This is a genomic window from Deltaproteobacteria bacterium, from assembly GCA_005879795.1.
In the GTDB taxonomy this organism is placed as follows: Bacteria; Desulfobacterota; Binatia; order DP-6; family DP-6; genus DP-6.
On record VBKJ01000064.1, the window covers coordinates 1 to 16,440 of the forward strand.

General features: G+C 71.4%; 15 protein-coding genes and 1 pseudogene. 9 read left to right on the forward strand and 7 right to left on the reverse strand.

Annotated features, from left to right (window positions below):
- Nucleotides 1–1,624 (forward strand): DNA polymerase III subunit alpha (gene dnaE, locus E6J59_03360; GenBank protein ID TMB22656.1); only part of this gene is annotated, 1,624 nt, incomplete at its 5' end.
- An 8-nt stretch (nt 1,625–1,632) separates the two neighbouring features.
- Here dnaE and E6J59_03365 read toward each other — a convergent pair.
- Nucleotides 1,633–2,469: a trypsin-like peptidase domain-containing protein gene (locus E6J59_03365; GenBank protein TMB22657.1), complete on the reverse strand. Its 837-nt coding sequence runs from the start codon at nt 2,467–2,469 to the stop codon at nt 1,633–1,635.
- A gap of 138 nt (nt 2,470–2,607) precedes the next feature.
- Between E6J59_03365 and E6J59_03370 the strand changes: the two genes are divergently transcribed.
- The 4 genes from E6J59_03370 (at nt 2,608) to E6J59_03385 (ending at nt 6,115) form a co-directional block, all read left to right on the forward strand.
- Nucleotides 2,608–3,045, forward strand: a complete 438-nt coding sequence (locus E6J59_03370) for a response regulator (GenBank protein TMB22658.1) — start codon at nt 2,608–2,610, stop codon at nt 3,043–3,045.
- Nucleotides 3,046–3,154: 109 nt separating this feature from the next.
- Nucleotides 3,155–4,483, forward strand: a complete 1,329-nt coding sequence (gene hflX, locus E6J59_03375) for a GTPase HflX (GenBank protein TMB22659.1) — start codon at nt 3,155–3,157, stop codon at nt 4,481–4,483.
- Nucleotides 4,477–5,094 carry a CDP-alcohol phosphatidyltransferase family protein gene (locus E6J59_03380; protein ID TMB22660.1) on the forward strand — a complete coding sequence of 206 codons (618 nt, stop codon included), beginning with the start codon at nt 4,477–4,479 and terminating at the stop codon, nt 5,092–5,094. The genes hflX and E6J59_03380 overlap by 7 nt, the downstream gene beginning before the upstream one ends.
- A 202-nt stretch (nt 5,095–5,296) precedes the next feature.
- Nucleotides 5,297–6,115, forward strand: coding sequence for an outer membrane lipoprotein-sorting protein (locus E6J59_03385; protein ID TMB22661.1), 819 nt, complete (start codon nt 5,297–5,299; stop codon nt 6,113–6,115).
- Here the strand turns inward: E6J59_03385 and E6J59_03390 are convergent.
- The 6 genes and pseudogenes from E6J59_03390 to E6J59_03415 all read right to left on the reverse strand — a co-directional run bounded on the left by E6J59_03390 (nt 6,081) and on the right by E6J59_03415 (nt 10,143).
- Complete coding sequence (locus E6J59_03390; protein TMB22662.1) at nt 6,081–6,542, reverse strand: thiolase; 462 nt, start codon at nt 6,540–6,542, stop codon at nt 6,081–6,083. The two genes, E6J59_03385 and E6J59_03390, sit on opposite strands and share 35 nt — an antisense overlap.
- 7 nt (nt 6,543–6,549) lie before the next feature.
- The gene (locus E6J59_03395) at nt 6,550–7,746 is read right to left on the reverse strand and encodes a hypothetical protein (protein ID TMB22663.1); all 1,197 of its coding nucleotides are present in this window, start codon (nt 7,744–7,746) and stop codon (nt 6,550–6,552) included.
- 61 nt (nt 7,747–7,807) lie between these two features.
- The gene (locus E6J59_03400) at nt 7,808–8,023 is read right to left on the reverse strand and encodes a hypothetical protein (GenBank protein TMB22664.1); all 216 of its coding nucleotides are present in this window, start codon (nt 8,021–8,023) and stop codon (nt 7,808–7,810) included.
- Nucleotides 7,959–9,329 (reverse strand): hypothetical protein, encoded by a 1,371-nt coding sequence (locus tag E6J59_03405; GenBank protein ID TMB22665.1) that lies wholly within the window; start codon nt 9,327–9,329, stop codon nt 7,959–7,961. The genes E6J59_03400 and E6J59_03405 overlap by 65 nt, the downstream gene beginning before the upstream one ends.
- 32 nt (nt 9,330–9,361) lie before the next feature.
- The gene (locus E6J59_03410) at nt 9,362–9,601 is read right to left on the reverse strand and encodes a hypothetical protein (protein ID TMB22666.1); all 240 of its coding nucleotides are present in this window, start codon (nt 9,599–9,601) and stop codon (nt 9,362–9,364) included.
- 443 nt (nt 9,602–10,044) lie between these two features.
- A pseudogene (locus E6J59_03415) lies at nt 10,045–10,143 on the reverse strand (ABC transporter permease).
- A 32-nt stretch (nt 10,144–10,175) separates the two neighbouring features.
- On the opposite strand from E6J59_03415, the gene E6J59_03420 reads away from it, so the two are divergent.
- From E6J59_03420 to E6J59_03435, 4 genes are all read left to right on the forward strand, one after another.
- Nucleotides 10,176–11,789, forward strand: coding sequence for a hypothetical protein (locus E6J59_03420; protein ID TMB22667.1), 1,614 nt, complete (start codon nt 10,176–10,178; stop codon nt 11,787–11,789).
- 19 nt (nt 11,790–11,808) lie between these two features.
- On the forward strand, nt 11,809–12,702 hold the full coding sequence (locus tag E6J59_03425; GenBank protein ID TMB22668.1) for a 4-hydroxybenzoate polyprenyltransferase: 894 nt from the start codon (nt 11,809–11,811) through the stop codon (nt 12,700–12,702).
- Nucleotides 12,689–13,534 (forward strand): sugar phosphate isomerase/epimerase, encoded by an 846-nt coding sequence (locus E6J59_03430; GenBank protein ID TMB22669.1) that lies wholly within the window; start codon nt 12,689–12,691, stop codon nt 13,532–13,534. Before E6J59_03425 ends, E6J59_03430 begins: the two co-directional genes overlap by 14 nt.
- A gap of 159 nt (nt 13,535–13,693) precedes the next feature.
- Nucleotides 13,694–16,099 carry a hypothetical protein gene (locus tag E6J59_03435; GenBank protein ID TMB22670.1) on the forward strand — a complete coding sequence of 802 codons (2,406 nt, stop codon included), beginning with the start codon at nt 13,694–13,696 and terminating at the stop codon, nt 16,097–16,099.
- The last annotated feature ends 341 nt before the right edge of the window (nt 16,100–16,440 follow it).

Genomic DNA, 16,440 nt, shown 5'->3' on the forward strand with positions numbered 1-16,440 from the left:
CGCCGACCTGGTGGCCGTCCTCGCCCTCTACCGCCCCGGCCCGCTCGACGCGAAGCTCGACGACGGCCGCACGATGGCCGAGGTGTTCATCCAGCGGAAGTGCGGCAAGGAACCGGTCCGCTATCTCCACCCCGCGCTCGAGCCGATCCTCGCCGACACGTACGGCGTGATCGTCTACCAGGAGCAGGTGATGCAGATCGCGCAGGCGCTCGCCGGCTACTCGCTCGGCGACGCCGACAACCTGCGCCGCGCCATGGGCAAGAAGAAGAAGGAGTACATGGCGCTCGAGCGCGAGCGTTTCCTGGCCGGCGTCAAGCAACGCGGGACGGCGGAGGTGCGCCTGGCGGGCGAGATCTTCGACCAGATGGAGACCTTCGCGGCCTACGGCTTCAACAAGAGCCACTCCGCCGCCTATGCGCTCATTACCTACCAGACGGCCTACCTGAAGGCGCACTACCCGACCGAGTTCATGGCCGGGCTCCTCTCGCTCGAGGCCGGCGATGTCGACGCCACCTACAAGAACATCGCCGCGTGCCGCGAGCGCGGCATCGCCATCCTGCCGCCCGACGTCAACGCGAGCCGCGAGGATTTCACCGCCGCCGGCGACACGATCCGCTTCGGCCTGGGCGCGGTGAAGGGCGTCGGCTCGAAGGCCATCGAAGCGATCCTGGCAGCCCGAGACGAGGGCCCGTTCACGAGCATGGCCGACTTCTCTCTGCGCGTGCGCGGCCAGCTCGTCAACCGCCGGGTGATCGAGAACCTCCTCAAGTGCGGCGCCTTCGACTCGGTCGAGCGCAACCGGGCGCGCCTGCTGGCCGGGCTGGACGAGGTGATGCGCTGGGCGGCGAGCCGCGCCGAGGAGCGCGCGTCGACGCAGATCGGCCTCTTCGGGACGACGGCCGAGGCGGTCAGCCCGCCGCCGCTGCCCGCGGTGGTGCCGTGGCCCGCCGACGAGGAGCTCTCGGCCGAGCGCGAGGCGATCGGCTTCTTCATCACCGGCCATCCCCTCGATCGCTACGAGCAGGACCTGCGCAGGTTCACCACCGCCACGACGGCGACGCTGCGCACGCGCGGCCGGGAGCTGGCGCCGGGCGAGGGCGAGCGCAACGGCCGGCCCGACACCCGTCCGCGCGTCAAGCTGGGCGGCGTCATCCACTCGCTCCGCTTGAAGAACAGCCGGAAGGGCGACCGCTACGCGACCTTCGTGCTCGAGGACAGGGAGGGCGTGGTCGAGGTGATCGCCTGGCCCGACACCTACCGCCGCCACGAGGCCGTCGTCCAGGGCGGCGCGCCGGTGGTGGTCGCGGGCGCGCTCGAGATCTCCGACGAGCGCTGCCAGGTGATCGCCGACGAGATCCTCCCGCTGGCGCGCGCCCACGCCGAGGCCATCCGCCAGGTGCACGTGCGCGTCCCGCTCGCCGCCCTCGAGCGCGACGCGCTCGCGACCTTGAGAGAGGTCCTCGCCGCGCATCCGGGGCCCTGTGACGCCTTCCTCCATCTCGAGTGCACGGACGAGAGCGAGACCGTGCTCGCGCTGCCCGCGAGCCTGCGGGTCGCGGCGGGCGGCGAGATCGTGCCTGCCGTCGAGCGGGTCCTCGGGGCGGGGGTGATGTCGTTCCGATAGCCGCGCGGTCAGGCGGCCGGCGTCGACCGGCGCGAGGCGAGCGCGTCGGCCGCTTCCTTAACACAGTCCATGGGAATGACGTCGGCGAGGCCCGAGTTCTCGGTGAAGACCATGCGGGGCGTGGGGGGGTCGGTCTGCAGGCTGTAGGCGATCTCCTCGTAGGGGAGGTAGCTCCGCACCATGCCGACCAGGTAGGCCTGGTCGATCGGACGGCCGCCGGCCAGGCTGTCCGAGCGCGGCTTGACGATCACGGGCCCGCCGCTGCTGCCGGGGAAGACCGCGGCGTCGATCAGGAACGTGCGCGACGTCGCCAGGATCTCGTCGTCGAAGCGGGCGATCATCCCGGCGCGCGCGATCACGTAGTTGCGCTCGAGGCCGGACATGCCCATGGGGAAGCCGAGAACGAACAGCTCCTCGCCCGGGCCGATGTCGCGCTCCTTCATCGTCGACACGAAGGCCATGTCGGCCGGACGGAAGTAGCCGAGCTCCATCCCCGCCTCGAGGAGGACGCGGGCGTTGATGAGGACCACCGCGACGTCGACGCGCTCGTCCGGGTGGACCTCCCAGCTCCTGCTCCCGCCGCCCTTGAGCGCCAGGCGGACGCGCCGGGCCGCACCTTCCCTCGTGTTGACCCGGATCAGCAGGTCGTCCCGGCCCGCGAGCACGTGGCGGTTCGTCACCAGGAAGAGCCGGTAGTTCTCGGCGCCCGCCGCCGAGCGGTCGCCATAGTCGAGGCCGATGAAGAACCCGGTCCCGACCGTCCGGTAGCGCATGGCCTCGCCGTCGCCATGCACGGCTTCTATGGCGACGGTCGTGTCGAGATACCCGCGCGGGAGCAGGGACATGCCTCGGTTCCCTCAAGCAAGCGCCGGACCAGGCCACGAGGCCCGACGTGTGCCGCTCCGCAGCGGGCGGCGGTTCAAAATCTTGGCATCCGGGCGCGCTTGGGACAGGAATCGATCTGGTCGACAATAGGAGGAACGATGGCCGACGACACGAACGATGCCGCCACGACCGTCCTCGTCGTCGAGGACGACTTCGACCTGCGCGACGCGCTGGTCCCGATTCTCGAGTACGAGGGTCACCGGGTCGTGAGCGCCGCGAACGGCCGGGAGGCGCTCGACTGGCTGCACGCCATGCCGCCGCCCTCGCTCATCCTGCTCGACCTCATGATGCCGGTGATGAACGGGGAGGAGTTCCGTGCCGAGCAGCTGCGCGACCCGGCCCTGGCGTCGATCCCGGTCGTGATCCTGTCGGCGCATCCGGGCGCGGAGGAGCGGGCGAGCCACCTCGGCGCCGCCGCTTGCCTCAAGAAGCCGTTCGACATCGAGGACCTGCTCGTGCAGGTGCGGCGGGCGAGCCGCGGGCCCGTCGCCGCGGTGATCCCGAGCCCCACCCCGACGCGCCGGCCGCGGCCATAGCGCCCTTTCGTTTGCGCCCGCCGCCGCCGCGCGCTACCGTGCGTGGCCACGAGCCGGACGACGCAGCGGGAGGAGGGGTCCGTGAGGGGGTTCGTCCAACCACCGCAGCATGTGCCCACGGCATCTTCGGAGTCGGGGTGATGTCCGTCCGGTGAGGACGCGCGCGCAGACGACCGCCGCCAAGCAGGAGCGGGCGATCCTGGTCGGCGCCGAGCGGCCCCGCATGCTCCTCCCGGTGACGGAGTCGCTCGCCGAGCTCGCCCGCCTGACCGACACGGCGGGGCTCGTGGTGGCGGGGCAGACCGTGCAGCCGCTGCGCCGCATCCACCCCGCGACCTTCGTGGGCGCCGGCAAGGTGGACGAGATCCGGGCGCTCGCCGACGACAAGCAGGCCGACGTCGCGATCTTCGACGATCCGCTCTCGCCCGCCCAGCAGCGCAACCTCGAGAAGGGCTGCGGGCGGAAGGTCATCGACCGCAGCGCGCTTATCCTCGACATCTTCGCGCAGCGGGCACGCTCGCTCGAGGGCAAGATGCAGGTCGAGCTGGCGCAGCTCCAGTACCTGCTGCCGCGCCTGACGCGTCAGTGGACCCACCTCTCGCGCCTGGGCGGCGGGGTCGGCACGCGCGGCCCCGGCGAGACGCAGCTCGAGGTCGACCGCCGCCGGGTGCGCGAGCGCATCGCGCAGCTCCGCCGCCGTCTGCGCGACGTCGAGCGCACGCGGGGGCTGCACCGCCACGAGCGGAGCACGGTGCCGTTCCCCACCGTGGCGCTGGTCGGCTACACGAACTCGGGCAAGTCGACGCTCATGAACACGCTGACGCGCGCCGACGTGCTGGTCGAGGACCGTCTGTTCGCGACGCTCGACCCGACGATCCGCAAGCTGCGGCTGCCCGAGGGCCTCACCGTGCTGCTCGCCGACACGGTCGGCTTCATCCACAAGCTCCCGCACCAGCTGGTCGAGGCCTTCAAGAGCACCCTCGAGGAGGTGCGCGCGGCGGAGCTCCTCGTCCACGTGGTCGACGCCGCGCACCCGACCTGGGCCGAGCAGATGCGCGTGGTCGAGGACGTGCTGGCCGAGATCGGTGCCGGCGACCGTCCCGTCCTCCTCGCGCTCAACAAGATCGACCTGCTGCCGGCGGGCCAGCCGCCGCCCGGCGCCGGCCCGGACGCGATCCCGATCTCGGCCCGCACGGGCGCCGGCGTCCGCGCGCTGCTCGCCGCGGTCGAGACACGGCTCTCGTGCGGGCTCGAGCGCGTGCGCTGCGCGTTGCCCTCGGGGCGTGGCGACCTGCTCTCGCTCTTGAAGCGCGCGGGCCGGGTGGTCGAGGAGTACTACCGCGACGGCGTGGTCACGGTGACGGCGCTCGTCCCGCCCAAGGTCGCGGGCCAGCTCCGCAAGCAGCTTCCCGGCTTGGCCGCGGAGCGGCCGTGCTGACGGTCCTGAACGTCCCCAACTTCCTGACCCTGCTCCGCATCGTGGCCATCCCGTGCTTCCTCATCCTGCTCGAGGACCTGCGCTACCGCGAGGCGCTGGCGGTGTTCGTCGCCGCCGGCGTGACCGACGGCCTCGACGGCGCGATCGCGCGTCTCACGCACACCAAGACGACGCTCGGCGCTTTCCTGGACCCCGCCGCCGACAAGGCCCTCCTCGTCTCCGCCTTCATCGCCCTCGGCTTCATGCACGCCGTGCCGCGCTGGCTGGTGGTGATCGTAATCTCGCGCGACGTGCTCATCGTGCTCGGCTACTTCCTCCTCTTCATGCTGACGCAGCGGACGATGGAGGTGCAGCCGAGCGTCGCCGGCAAGGCCAGCACGGCGTTCCAGCTGCTCTCCGTGACGCTCGTGCTGCTCGCCCTCACCCGGCCGGAGATGGTCGCCCCGCCGGCGCGGCGGTTGGTCTTCGACGTGACCGGCGGACTCACCACGCTCGCCGGGCTCCAGTACATGTACCGGGGCCTCGCCTGGCTGCAGCGGCAGGGCGAAGCACCGCGCGCCGCGGCGGCCGAGCGGCCCGCGCGCGAGGAGCCGGGCCGGCGGCGGGCGTGAGGGGCGAGCGCCGGGCCGGGCGCATTGGAGGGGAGGGGCAGGGCCGGTGACCCTGCCCCTCGGTCACCGTGCCTCCGCGAGCCCCGTCGCGGTTGGCAAGATGGGTCCCCAATGAAGACATGGATACCCCCACTCTGTCAAGCAAAAGTTGTATACCCCCCCATTTCGCAGGCTTCCTTGCACTCCCGCGACAGGGCGGTCTATGACCCCGGGCCACATGCGCACGTGCTTGTTGACTGTCCTGCTGCTCGCTCTCGCCTTCGCCGGCGCCGTCCGGGGCGCCGAGACCGCCCGCCAGATACTCGACCGCCGCAAGGCGCTCGATGACACCACGCGTCACTGGAACGACCGCCACCAGAAGATGAAGCTCACCATCGTCGACCGGCGCGGCGGCGAGCGCGTGCGCGAGCTCGACCTGTTCGACCGCCGCGAGCCGGGCGACGAGCAGAAGACGATCCTCTTCTTCCTCGCCCCCGCCGAGGTGAAGGGCACGGGCTTCCTCGCCTTCACCCACAAGGGCCGGCCCGCCGACCAGTGGCTCTACCTGCCCGAGCTCCAGCGCGTGCGCCAGATCACGGCGCGCACCCGCAACGAGAGCTTCGTGGGGACCGACCTCAGCTACCACGACCTCGACCTCATCCAGGAGCTGACGTCCTGGACCGAGGACGACGCGCGCTCGAGCCTGCGCGGCGAGGAGACGGTCGACGGCACACCCACCTACGCGATCGAGCTCGTCCCCCGGCGCGAGGACATCGGCTACAGGAAGCTCGTCCTCTGGCTCGGACGCGAGGACCTGCTGCCGCACCGCCTCGAGTTCTACGAGGACGGCAGCGAGCCCCGGAAGCGCATGACCCAGGGCGACGTCCGTTCGATCGGCGCGATCCCGGTCGCACACCACATCGAGGTCGCGACCCCCGCTGCAGGCTCGCACACGGTGATCGAGATCGCCGACGTGCAGTTCAACCAGAAGCTCGATCCGGAGCTCTTCAGCCAGCGCTATCTCGAGCGCGGCGGGCGCTGAGAGGTTCGGGGGACGCGGGCCGAAAGCGCGGCAGCGTCACGTCCTCCAGGTCCTCGAACACCACCTCGACCGCCAGCCCGACGTGCAGCTCGCCGGGCGACACCTCGATCACGTTGGAGACGAGGCGCACGCCGCCGGCCTCTGGCAGCTCGACGAGCGCCACGTTGTAGGGGACGCGCCCGGCGAGCGCGGGATGGGACGGGTGGTGCACCCACGTGTAGCTGAACACGCGCCCGTGCCCGCCGACCCGCTCCCAGCGGCACACGGTCGCATGGCAGCGCGCGCAGAGCGGCGCGGGCGGGTGGCGCCAGGCGCCGCACGCGGCGCAGCGCTGGACGACGAGCTCGTGGCGGCGGAGGGCCTCCCACCAGGCCAGGTCGTCGCGCCCGGGCGGCAGGCGGGGAAGCTCGGCGGGGAGATATGGCATCGGACGCTCAGCCGCGGCCGAGGACGAGGGCGCTGGTGGGCGCCACGCCCGGCCCGCCGGCCACCAGACACAGCTCCGCGTCCCGCACCTGGCAGGTCGACTCGCCGCGCATCTGCCGCACGCCCTCGACCACCAGGTTGAGGCCGTGCACGTAGGCCTCGGCGAGGTTGCCGCCGGCCGTGTTGAGCGGGAGGGCGCCCGCGGGCCACGCGAGCCTCCCGTTCTCGACGAAGGGGCCGCCCTCACCGCGCCCGCAGAAGCCGAGGTCCTCGAACGCGAGCAGCACCATGCCCGTGAAGTTCTCATAGATCTGCGCAACGTCGATGTCCGACGGTCCGCAGCCCGCCATCGCCCACAGACGCCGGGCGACGGGCGCCAGGTTGGCGGAAGGGTAGGGCGGCGCCGGCGCGGCGTGGGTGTAGAGGCTCGCGCCCCAGGTCCCCTCGCCGCCCTCGGCGGCGGCCAGGACGCGGACTGGCCGGCGGCGGAGGTCGCGCGCCCGCTCGGCCGAGACCAGGATCACCGCGCACGCGCCGTCGGTCTCGAGGCAGCAGTCGTGCAGGCGGAAGGGGTCGGCGATCATGCGCGCCGTGGCGTGCTCCTCGAGCGTGAGCGGGCGGCCGTGCATGACGGCGCGCGGGTTCCGCTGCGCGTGCGCCCGCACGGCGACGACCACGTGCCCCATCTGCCGGTGCGTGGTGCCGAACTCGTGCATGTGGCGGCGCACGATGAGGGCGCACATGGCCGCGGGCGAGAGGAGGCCCATCGGGAGCGCGTACGCGAAGGCGGGCGGGACGCTCGGCGCCACGGCCTGCCGTCCCGGGGCGCGCCCCCCGATGCGGCCGAAGCGGCCGAACTGCCCCTGGCAGAGCGCGCGTACGACGGCGACCACGCTCGCGGCGCCGGCGTGGATCGCGTGCGCCGCATGCCCGACGGCGGCGCACACGCCGCCCCCGCCGCCGTCCCAGACCATGCCCGAGAAGCGTAGCTCCGCGCAGCCGAGCGCCGCCGCCAGGCGGGGCGCGTCGTTGCGGTCGTTGGCGTAGGAGGCGAAGCCATCGAGGTCGTGCGGCGAGAGGCCCGCGTCCGCCGCGGCGGCGAGGATCGCCTCGCAGGCGAGCTGGAACTCGCTGCGGTCCGTGATCCCACCCCACGGCCGGTACTCGGTCTCGCCAAGGCCGACGATGGCGACGCGGTCGCGCACGGGCGCGGAGGATCGCCCCGGAGTGCGCGGGTGTCAACCACGGTCAGCGGCTGAGTGTCGCTCATGCGATCGGTACGACGTCGACCGCGAGGAGACCCATGCTCGGCGCCCGGACGACGCCGAGGAGCCATCTCGCGCCGCCAGTGAGGCTCGGCGACGTATTCGTGACGCCGGCCGCCAGCACGCGCGGCGTGGCATCGACGATCGTCCCGTCAGGTCGCACGGCGACCCCGACGACGTCGTACGCGCCGGGCGCCGGGTTGAGCGAGCCACGCAACGAGCCATGTCGTCCCGTCGAACGCGACGAGCGGCGACGAGGCGATGGGCGTCCCGGTGGCGAGCACGAGCCCGCCGTCCGGGTCGAGCGGGCCGCCGGCGTGCGTGAACCGGAGGGTGTGGATCTCCGTGTCGCTCGTGCCGCCGACCGGCACCTCCGGCCAGGCGACGAGGACGCTCGTGTCGCCGAAGGCGACTGCGAGGCCGCGGTCGCTCGTCGACCTGATCGAGCTGAGACGTATCGTCGCCGGTCCGGTCGTGGGCGGCAGCCAGTGGGCGATGATCGCTTGGTCGACCACGACCGGCGATCCCGAGCTCCAGTCGGCGAACGCCGTCGCGGTGACGCCCACCGTCTCCCCCGCGCCGCTCGCGATGCCGGCGCCGAGCGCGCTCGCCTGCGCGGGCTGCGGCAACGTGACCGGGTCGAGCGTCGCGAGGCCGCTGAGGACCGGCCCACCCGGCCCGAACGAGACCCGAGTGACCCCGTGCGGATAGAAGATCGGTCCGTTGAAGCAGCCGAAGGGGGCAGCCCAGAGCACGGCGAACTGACGCGTCGCCTCGGCCGCCACGCCGAGCGGCCCGCTCGCCGTGCTGGTGCACATCCCGAAGCTGAGTGCCGACGCGATGGTGTGCGCACCGCTGACGGCCCCGGAGGCGTCGACGCGATCGCCGAGCACCGCGTAGACCGGCGCGTCCTGGGCGGCACCGAAGAAGCCGACGTACCAGCCGGTGGGGTCGCCGCTCACGTGCGGGCCGTACGCGCTGAACGGCTCCGACGGATCGGAGAAGCTGAGCGTGATCGGCGCGGCGTCGACCGGCGCGAGCCCCCGGTCGAGCCGGAGACCCTCGATGGTGCTCGGCGCGCCGGCATCGAGCCGGGTCCAGGCAGCGAGGTACCCTGTCCCGCCGGCGCCGACCCCGACCTCGGTGAACGGCTGCTCGAGGCACGCGAGCGTGATCTCGCCGGGCGGCGGCGGACCGCACGGCGACGTGCACGTCGCGCTGCACCCCGGGCTGCCGGGCGGCTCGCAGCTCTCACCCGGATCGACAACGCCGTTGCCGCAGAAGGGCGGCGTGCAGAACCGGTTGTCTCCCTCGCAGGCCACGAGCACCTGCTGCACACACTGCTTCGCACACTGGTTCCCTGCGCCGCCGCTCATGCTCTCGCAGCCGGCGGCCGCCCCGCAGGCGCGGATCTCTTCTTTGCAGTTCTTCCGACTGCAGGGCGGCGCGCCGACCGCCGTCGAAGCTGCCAGCGCAGCGGCAAGGACCACGAGTGCGGGTGCCGCGAGTGCTTTCCGTGCCATCGAACCCTCCTTCGCGGCCCGAAGCACCGTAGTCACTCCTCGTGCACGCAGCGAGCGTTCACGGCGCGCCGCACCGGGAGCTCGTACTTCGCATCGGCTCCGACCTGCTCCCTCGCCCGGTCGATCGTGCGATCGATCTCCAGTTGCTTCACGGCCAGGCACTCTTCCTCGGAGCCGAGGGCGGCGACCTCGTGCCACTGGCTCAGGGGAGCGCCAGGGACCAGCCGGTGGCCGCGCGGCGCGGTCTCGTCCTCCACCTCCGGCGGCTGCATCAAGAGCCATCTTCCGCGCCTGCTGAGGCCCATCCCGCTGCAAGCGACGACGGCTACGAGGAGCAGACAGTCGCCTACGACGAGCACACGCCGCCGCCACGCCATCGAGCCCACGAGCGCATGGTTCGCACGGGCTTGTCAAAGCCCCGCGACCGTGACCGGCAGCCCGGCGCGGTTGCCCCGCCCGCGGGCGCCGGGGCTAGTACTGGACCGTAAGGACGGCTTCGCAGTCGATGCTGTTCGGGCCCATGTTCGCCGTGGACGTGTAGTGGATATCGAGGCGGTCGTGTCGCAGGTCACCGCGATCCCGACGACCGACGCCGCTGATCCATCGTGATGGGGACGATTTGAACGTTGACCGCAATGGTCCGTTGGAGCGGTGCGTCGTTTACGCCAGCAGTGAGCTTCCCCACCCCAAAGCCCGAGATCAGGGCCCGATCGACGGAGGGGCCCGCCGGGCCGGTGGGTCCCGTGGCCCCGGTCGGTCCCATGGGTCCGGTCGGGCCCGTGGCGCCCGTCGGCCCGGTTGCGCCCGTCGGTCCCCTCGCGCCAGCCGCCGCCCGTGTCCAAAGTGATGTCAACACGGGCGCATGGCCGGTCTTGGAGTTCTCCTGCTGTCCGCTGCTGCCTGAACCGCGTGTCGGACGTTCGCGCTCCGCGGGATTGCCCGAGTGACAGGGGACGGACTAGACATCGTCTCGGCCCGCCAGGCATTGCGCTCCCGCGCCGCCGCCAGGACCGCCGTGCTCCGGTCGAGGAGGCCGGTCATTCGATGAGCACCTCTCCGGAGATCTCTCGACGGCGCTTCCTCGCCGCGTCGGCCGCGACGCTGACGTCCGCCCTCTTGCCGCACGGGTTGCGGGCGAGCGGCGAAAGTCCGCCGAACGACTGGGCTTCGCACGGCTGTGGTCTCGAGCAGAGGCGACACAATCCCTCGGAGAGGGGCATCACGCCCGAGAGCGTCTCCCGACTGGCGATGCAATGGGAATTCGAAGCCGCATCGGGAATCACCTCGACCCCTGCCGTGGTCGGCGACCGGGTGATCGTGGGATCGTGGGACGGGCGAGCCTACTGCCTCGATCGTCGCTCGGGCCGGCTCCTGTGGAGCTTCGATGCGGGACAGCGCACGTACCCGCCGGATCGACGGCTCGGAATCTTCGCGTCGCCTGCCGTGGAGCGCTCGACGGTATATCTCGCGTCCGACCGGCTGATCGCGCTTTCGCTGGAAACCGGAAGTCTCCTCTGGGAACGAACGATCGGCTCGCCCGAAACCACGCTCGAGTATTTCTGGGCCGCTCCGCTCGTCCACCAGGGACGTCTCTACGCGGGAGTATCCGCGGGAAGCGAAAGCCGGACACGGGGCCAGTTGGTGTGCGTCGATGCCGCGAGCGGCCGACTCCGCTGGAGCTTCGCCACCGTCCCCGAGGAGGTCGCCGGAGGCACGGTGATCGCGCCGCCCTCTCTCGACGTCGCCACGGGTACGCTCTACGCCGCCACGGGGGACCCGTTTCATGCGACCGGGACTTCTCTCGCGCCGCTCGACGGCCGCGATCACAGCTCGAGTCTCGTCGCTCTCGATGCGACGAGCGGGCGTCTCCGCTGGGCCGACCAGGTCCATCCCCACGACGAGCGCAACCTGGACCTCAATTGCCCGCCAATGCTGCTCTCTGTGACGCCGGCGGATCGACGGAGGGACCTCGTGATCGTTGGCGGAAAGGACGGCCTCCGGGCCTGGGACCGCACGAGTCGGCGCAGACTCTGGCGGGTCGAGCTCACTCCCGCCCTGCCTCCGGGCGGGAAGGAGGCCTTGCCCACCACCGGACCGGAGGCGGGCCCCACGGCGGCGGCCGAGGGTCTCGTCTTCTTCGCGTCCAACAATCACGCCGACAAGACGTGCCTCGTCGCCGGAATCGAAGCCGCGACGGGCGAGATCCGCTGGCTGCACTCGCTCCCCGCCTTCCAGTTCGGCCCGCTCTCGGCCGCCGGCGGAGTCGTCTTCATCGGCCTGATCGACGGGAAGCTCAGGGCCTGGCGAGCACGGGATGGGGAGCTCGTGTGGGAGTCGCCTCCCGGTTCGCCGATTGCCGGAGGGCCCGCGATTGCGCGCGGGATGGTCTTCGTGGGAAGCGGGGCCGGAGCGTTTCTGCCGGGGAACCGGCTTCGCGCTTTTGCCTTGCCCGGCTGCTGACTGAAAAGACACGGCGGCGATGAACCAGCCGGCAAGACGATCGCTCGCGGCGGGCCTGCTCGCGCTCGTCCGGCCACCGAACGTCTTCACCGCGGTCGCCGACTCCCTCGCCGGGCTCGTCCTCGCGCGCCGGGCGGGCCCGGTCCTGGGCGATCCGGGGCTCTGGTGCCTCGCGGCCTCGGCCTGTCTCTACCTCGGCGGAATCGCGCTCAACGACTACTTCGATCGTGCAGTGGATGCGGTCGAGCGACCGGAGCGCCCGATCCCCTCGGGGAGCGTTCCGCCGGCGGTCGCCGCGGGGGTCGGAGCGGCCCTTCTGGCCGCGGGCATCGTGCTTGCGGCCCTCGCGGGCGGACCCGCCACCGCGGTCGCGGCCGTTCTCGCGCTCGCGATCCTGCTCTACGACGCGGTCTTGAAAGGAACCGGGGCCGGCTTCCTCAACATGGGCGTCTGCCGCGGCCTCAACTTCTACATGCCCATGTCGCTGGCGATGAAATCCGTTCCGACGTTTTGTCTCTTCGCCCCGGTGCTTCTCACCGCGTACATCTCCGTCCTCACGTACCTCGCGCACCAGGAGGTCGGCGGCAACACGCTCGAGCGTGCACGCCGCGGCGTCACCGCGATGGCCGTCGTCGCGCTGGTCATGGCCGTGGCCATCGCCTCGTGGCCCGCGACGCTGGTCGGATGGGTGTTCCTCGCGGTCCTCGTGGCTCGGGGTGCGGCGCTCTTCGCGCCGCTCTGGACGGAGGCAGGAGGGCCTACCACCGGAGGCGCGATCAGCGGAGGAATTCTGATGATTCCGCTGTTCGACGCGACCTTCGTCGCCGCGGCGGGCGAGGCCTCATGGGCGTTCGCGGTCGCGTCGCTCGCCTTGCCGGCAATGGCGCTCCGGCGCATGTATAGTCCCACCTGACGTGCGTCTCGGCTACAACACCAACGGCTTCACTTCCCACCGCCTGCGCGACGCGCTCGAGGTCATCGCCGGGCTCGGCTTCAAGAGCGTCGCCATCACGCTCGATGCCGGGGCCCTCGATCCGTACGACCGTTCGACAGCCCAGGAGGCGAAGGCGATCGGCGCCTGGCTGCCCGAGCACGACCTCGTGCCCGTGGTCGAGACCGGCGCGCGTTACCTCCTCGATCCCTGGCGCAAGCACTGGCCCACGCTCCTCTCCCCCAGACGCGAAGACCGCGAGCGAAGGATCGATTTTCTGAAGCGCGCAATCGGCATCGCCGCGTTGCTCGGCGCGGAAGTCGTCTCGCTCTGGTCGGGAACGGCGGAGACGGACGAGCCGATGGAGCTGCTGGACGAGCGCCTCGCCGAGGGTCTACGGATTCTCGCGGGCGATGCGGCCGCACACGGCGTCGTCCTGGGCTTCGAGCCCGAGCCCGGCATGTACATCGAGGATCTGGCGGGTTTCCGCCGCATCCGCGACCGGGTCGGAGCGCCGGGCCTCCGTCTCACTCTGGACGTCGGTCACGCGCACATGACCGAGGAGAGCGCTCCGGACGGCGTCCGACGCTTCGCGCGCGAGATCGTCAACGTGCACCTCGAGGGCATGCGTCGCGAGCGCCACGAGCACCTGCTCCCCGGCGAAGGGGACCTCGACCTCGCCGCCGTCGTGTCCGCCCTCCGTGCGGTCGATTACCGCGGCCCGGCCATCCTCGAGCTGAGCCGCCACGGCCACATGGCGGTCGAAGCCGCCCGCCGCGCCCTCGAGTTCTTCCGGCCGCTCGGGCTACCCTAGCCAAAAACCCCAGCCAAAAACCTTGACAGCGCCCCCTAGGATGCGCGACAAGACGTCGGCGCAGGCGCCCGTCGAGGTGGACGGGACGCCCGCCGGGCACTCAGCTCGGTCCGGACCAGGCGAACGGACCGGCCCATCAGCGAAGGGAGAGGAGGGGACATGGATGGTAGGCTCGCGCCGAAGGCGCACGGCCGTTGGACCCTGGTGCTGCTTGCATGCGCCGTTGCCCTGCTGGCGCTTCCACCGGCCGCGGGAGCGCGCAAGAAGAAGCGGTTCCGGACGCCGACTCGCTCGAGCACCATCAAGATCACGCGCAACGACAAGCTGGTGGTCGCCGTAAACCGCGAGGCGAACAGCCTCGCCGTGCTCCAGGTCCGCAAGGGTAACCGGGACGTCTTCGTCAAGCTCGCGGAGGTTCCGGTCGGCATCGATCCGCGCTCCGTCGCGGTCGATCCCACCGGACGAGTGGCGTTCGTGACCAACGGGGCGAGCGGGACTGTCTCCGTCGTCTCTCTCGCCGGGGACGACCGGTTCAGCGTGCTCGGCCAGATCCCGGTCGGGAACGAGCCGCGCGGCTGCACGATCACGCCGAACGGGACGCGGCTCTTCGTCGCGAACCATACCGACGGCACGGTTTCCGTCATCGACACGGCCTCGCGCGCGGTCACCCAGACGGTGGCGGTCGGCGGACATCCGACCGCGATCGCGATCACCAACAACCGTGACAAGAACGACGGGGACGAGACCGTCTTCGTCACCGATTTCTTCTCCGAGCTGATCCCGGGCAAGCAGCAGCCCTTCGATGACGCGCGCCAGGGGGTCGTGCACGCGTTCCCGGCCGGCACGCTCAGCCCGATCACGAAGATCACCCTGTCGCCGCTCGCGACCACCGGCTTCGCCGCCGACCGCGGCAAGTTCTGCAACCTCACGACCGACCCGGATCCGCACAGCCAGGTCTACTGCCCCGACACCTCGGTCGCCGACCCCACCGACGACCGGATCGACATGGACCCGCAGGGTGCGTTCCCGAACCTCCTCGGCATGGCGATCATCCGCGGCACGAGCCTCTTCCTTCCGAACATCGGTGCGGCGCCGGAGCCGCCGGTCAAGTTCAACGTCAACGTCCAGGCGCTCGTGCACGTCGTCGACACGACGGCCCTCGCCGAGCAGCCCGCGCGACACGTGAACTTGAACGCCGAGGTGAAGACGGAGACCGCACCGGCCGACCCGACGACGAGCCTCGACAAGCTCTTCGGCAACGACCTGGCGGCGATCGACGCCGACGCCGACGCTCGCGTCTTCCTGATCGTCAGCCGCGGCGGCAACTTCGTGTTCCGCGCGACCCTCGACGCGAACGGCCGCCTCACGCTCGGCTCCCCCGTCGTGCGCTTCCAGACCGGCAACATCCCGAACGGCGTCGCGATCAGCTCGGACGGCCGGCGGGCCTACGTGAACAACGAGGTCAACCTCTCCGTCACCGCGATCGACCTCGAGGCCAACCGGGTGATCGAGCGCGACGTGTCGATCGGCACGCCGCCCACGCCGGGCACCTTCGCGCATGCCGTGCTGGTCGGGAAACTCACCTTCTTCACGGCCCTCGGCACCCCGGACAACGGCCTGCTCGACATGCCGATCCGCGACATCGTCCCCCTCGCCTTCCGTGGTAAGGCGTCGGACAACGCCTGGTCGAGCTGCCACTCTTGCCACCCCGACGGCCTCACCGACAACGTCACCTGGAGCTTCCCCGACGGGCCGCGGCAGACCCTCCCGCTCGACGCCTTCTTCGCCAAGGACAACCCCAGCGATCAGCGCATCTCGAACTGGAGCGCGGTACGCGGCAGCGTCACTGACTTCAACAACAACTCGCGCGCCGTGCAGGGCGGGAAGGGGTTCGCGGGCGATCCGCCGAACCCCAACATCTACAACCACGGCATCACGCAGGGGGCGAGCGACGCGCTCGACCTGATGACCCTGTGGGTGCAGACGGTCCGCACCCTGAACCAGCCGCAGCCCGCGGACGCGAGCGCCGGTCGCGCCGTGTTCGGCGCCAGCTGCGCCTCCTGCCACGGCGGCGCCAAGTGGTCGAAGAGCCAGACCATCTACGCGGACAACCCCGCCTTCACCGCGGACCCGCTCGCCATGCTACCCGGCGTGCCCCGCGATCCGGGTGTGACCGCCGCGGCCGGCGGGCAGATCGTCTCCTACACGGCAGGCGCGGCGACCCTCACCTTCCTCGACGACGTGGGAACCTTCGACGCCGGGAACCCGCTCGAGCTCCGGGGCGCGGGCGGGAAGATCGGCCAGGCGGCGCTCGGCGCGGCGGGCTTCAACGCGCCGAGCCTCCTCGGCGTGGCGCACAACGCGCCCTACTTTCACGACGGGTCGGCCGCCACGCTCGACGACGTGTTCGCGCGGCACCAGCTGGGAGGATCCACGATCGCGAGCCTCCTGAACGCGGGCGAGCAGGACAGCCTGAAGGCGTTCCTCGCCTCGATCGACGGCCGGACAGACCACTTCCGCTCCGCCACCGACGACTTCCGTGACCTGATCGCGGGCGGGCCGTGAATCGGTGCGCCGGGGAGGGGGGCCCTCGGGTGATGGCGCACCGCGGGCGCCATCATGGCATGCCTCGACTCACCGCGGAGGCTACAGGGTCTTCAAGTACTCGAGGAGATCCTCGACATCGCTCTCCGACAGCGTGTCCCGGCTCGTCCACCAGTGCCCTTCGTTGCTGCGCCCGTACGCGGTCGTGTCGTACATCTTGCGAAGCTCGATGTCGGCCTGTGTGAGCGGGCGCGGCGACTGGTTGGCGAGCCACACCTGGCTTCCCGGCATGGCCGGGTCCGTGGCGGCGACGACGGGTCCGAGCGTCAGGCAGGTGTCGACCGGTGTGCCGTCGGACAGGA

Coding starts and splice junctions, on each gene's coding strand:
- E6J59_03435 (TMB22670.1), top strand. CDS start 13,694: ATGGATGGTAGGCTCGCGCCGAAGGCGCACGGCCGTTGGACCCTGGTG.
- hflX (TMB22659.1), top strand. CDS start 3,155: ATGTGCCCACGGCATCTTCGGAGTCGGGGTGATGTCCGTCCGGTGAGG.
- E6J59_03405 (TMB22665.1), bottom strand. CDS start 9,329: ATGGCACGGAAAGCACTCGCGGCACCCGCACTCGTGGTCCTTGCCGCT.
- E6J59_03390 (TMB22662.1), bottom strand. CDS start 6,542: ATGCCATATCTCCCCGCCGAGCTTCCCCGCCTGCCGCCCGGGCGCGAC.
- E6J59_03410 (TMB22666.1), bottom strand. CDS start 9,601: ATGCAGCCGCCGGAGGTGGAGGACGAGACCGCGCCGCGCGGCCACCGG.
- E6J59_03365 (TMB22657.1), bottom strand. CDS start 2,469: ATGTCCCTGCTCCCGCGCGGGTATCTCGACACGACCGTCGCCATAGAA.
- E6J59_03370 (TMB22658.1), top strand. CDS start 2,608: ATGGCCGACGACACGAACGATGCCGCCACGACCGTCCTCGTCGTCGAG.
- E6J59_03420 (TMB22667.1), top strand. CDS start 10,176: ATGTCAACACGGGCGCATGGCCGGTCTTGGAGTTCTCCTGCTGTCCGC.
- E6J59_03385 (TMB22661.1), top strand. CDS start 5,297: ATGACCCCGGGCCACATGCGCACGTGCTTGTTGACTGTCCTGCTGCTC.
- E6J59_03425 (TMB22668.1), top strand. CDS start 11,809: ATGAACCAGCCGGCAAGACGATCGCTCGCGGCGGGCCTGCTCGCGCTC.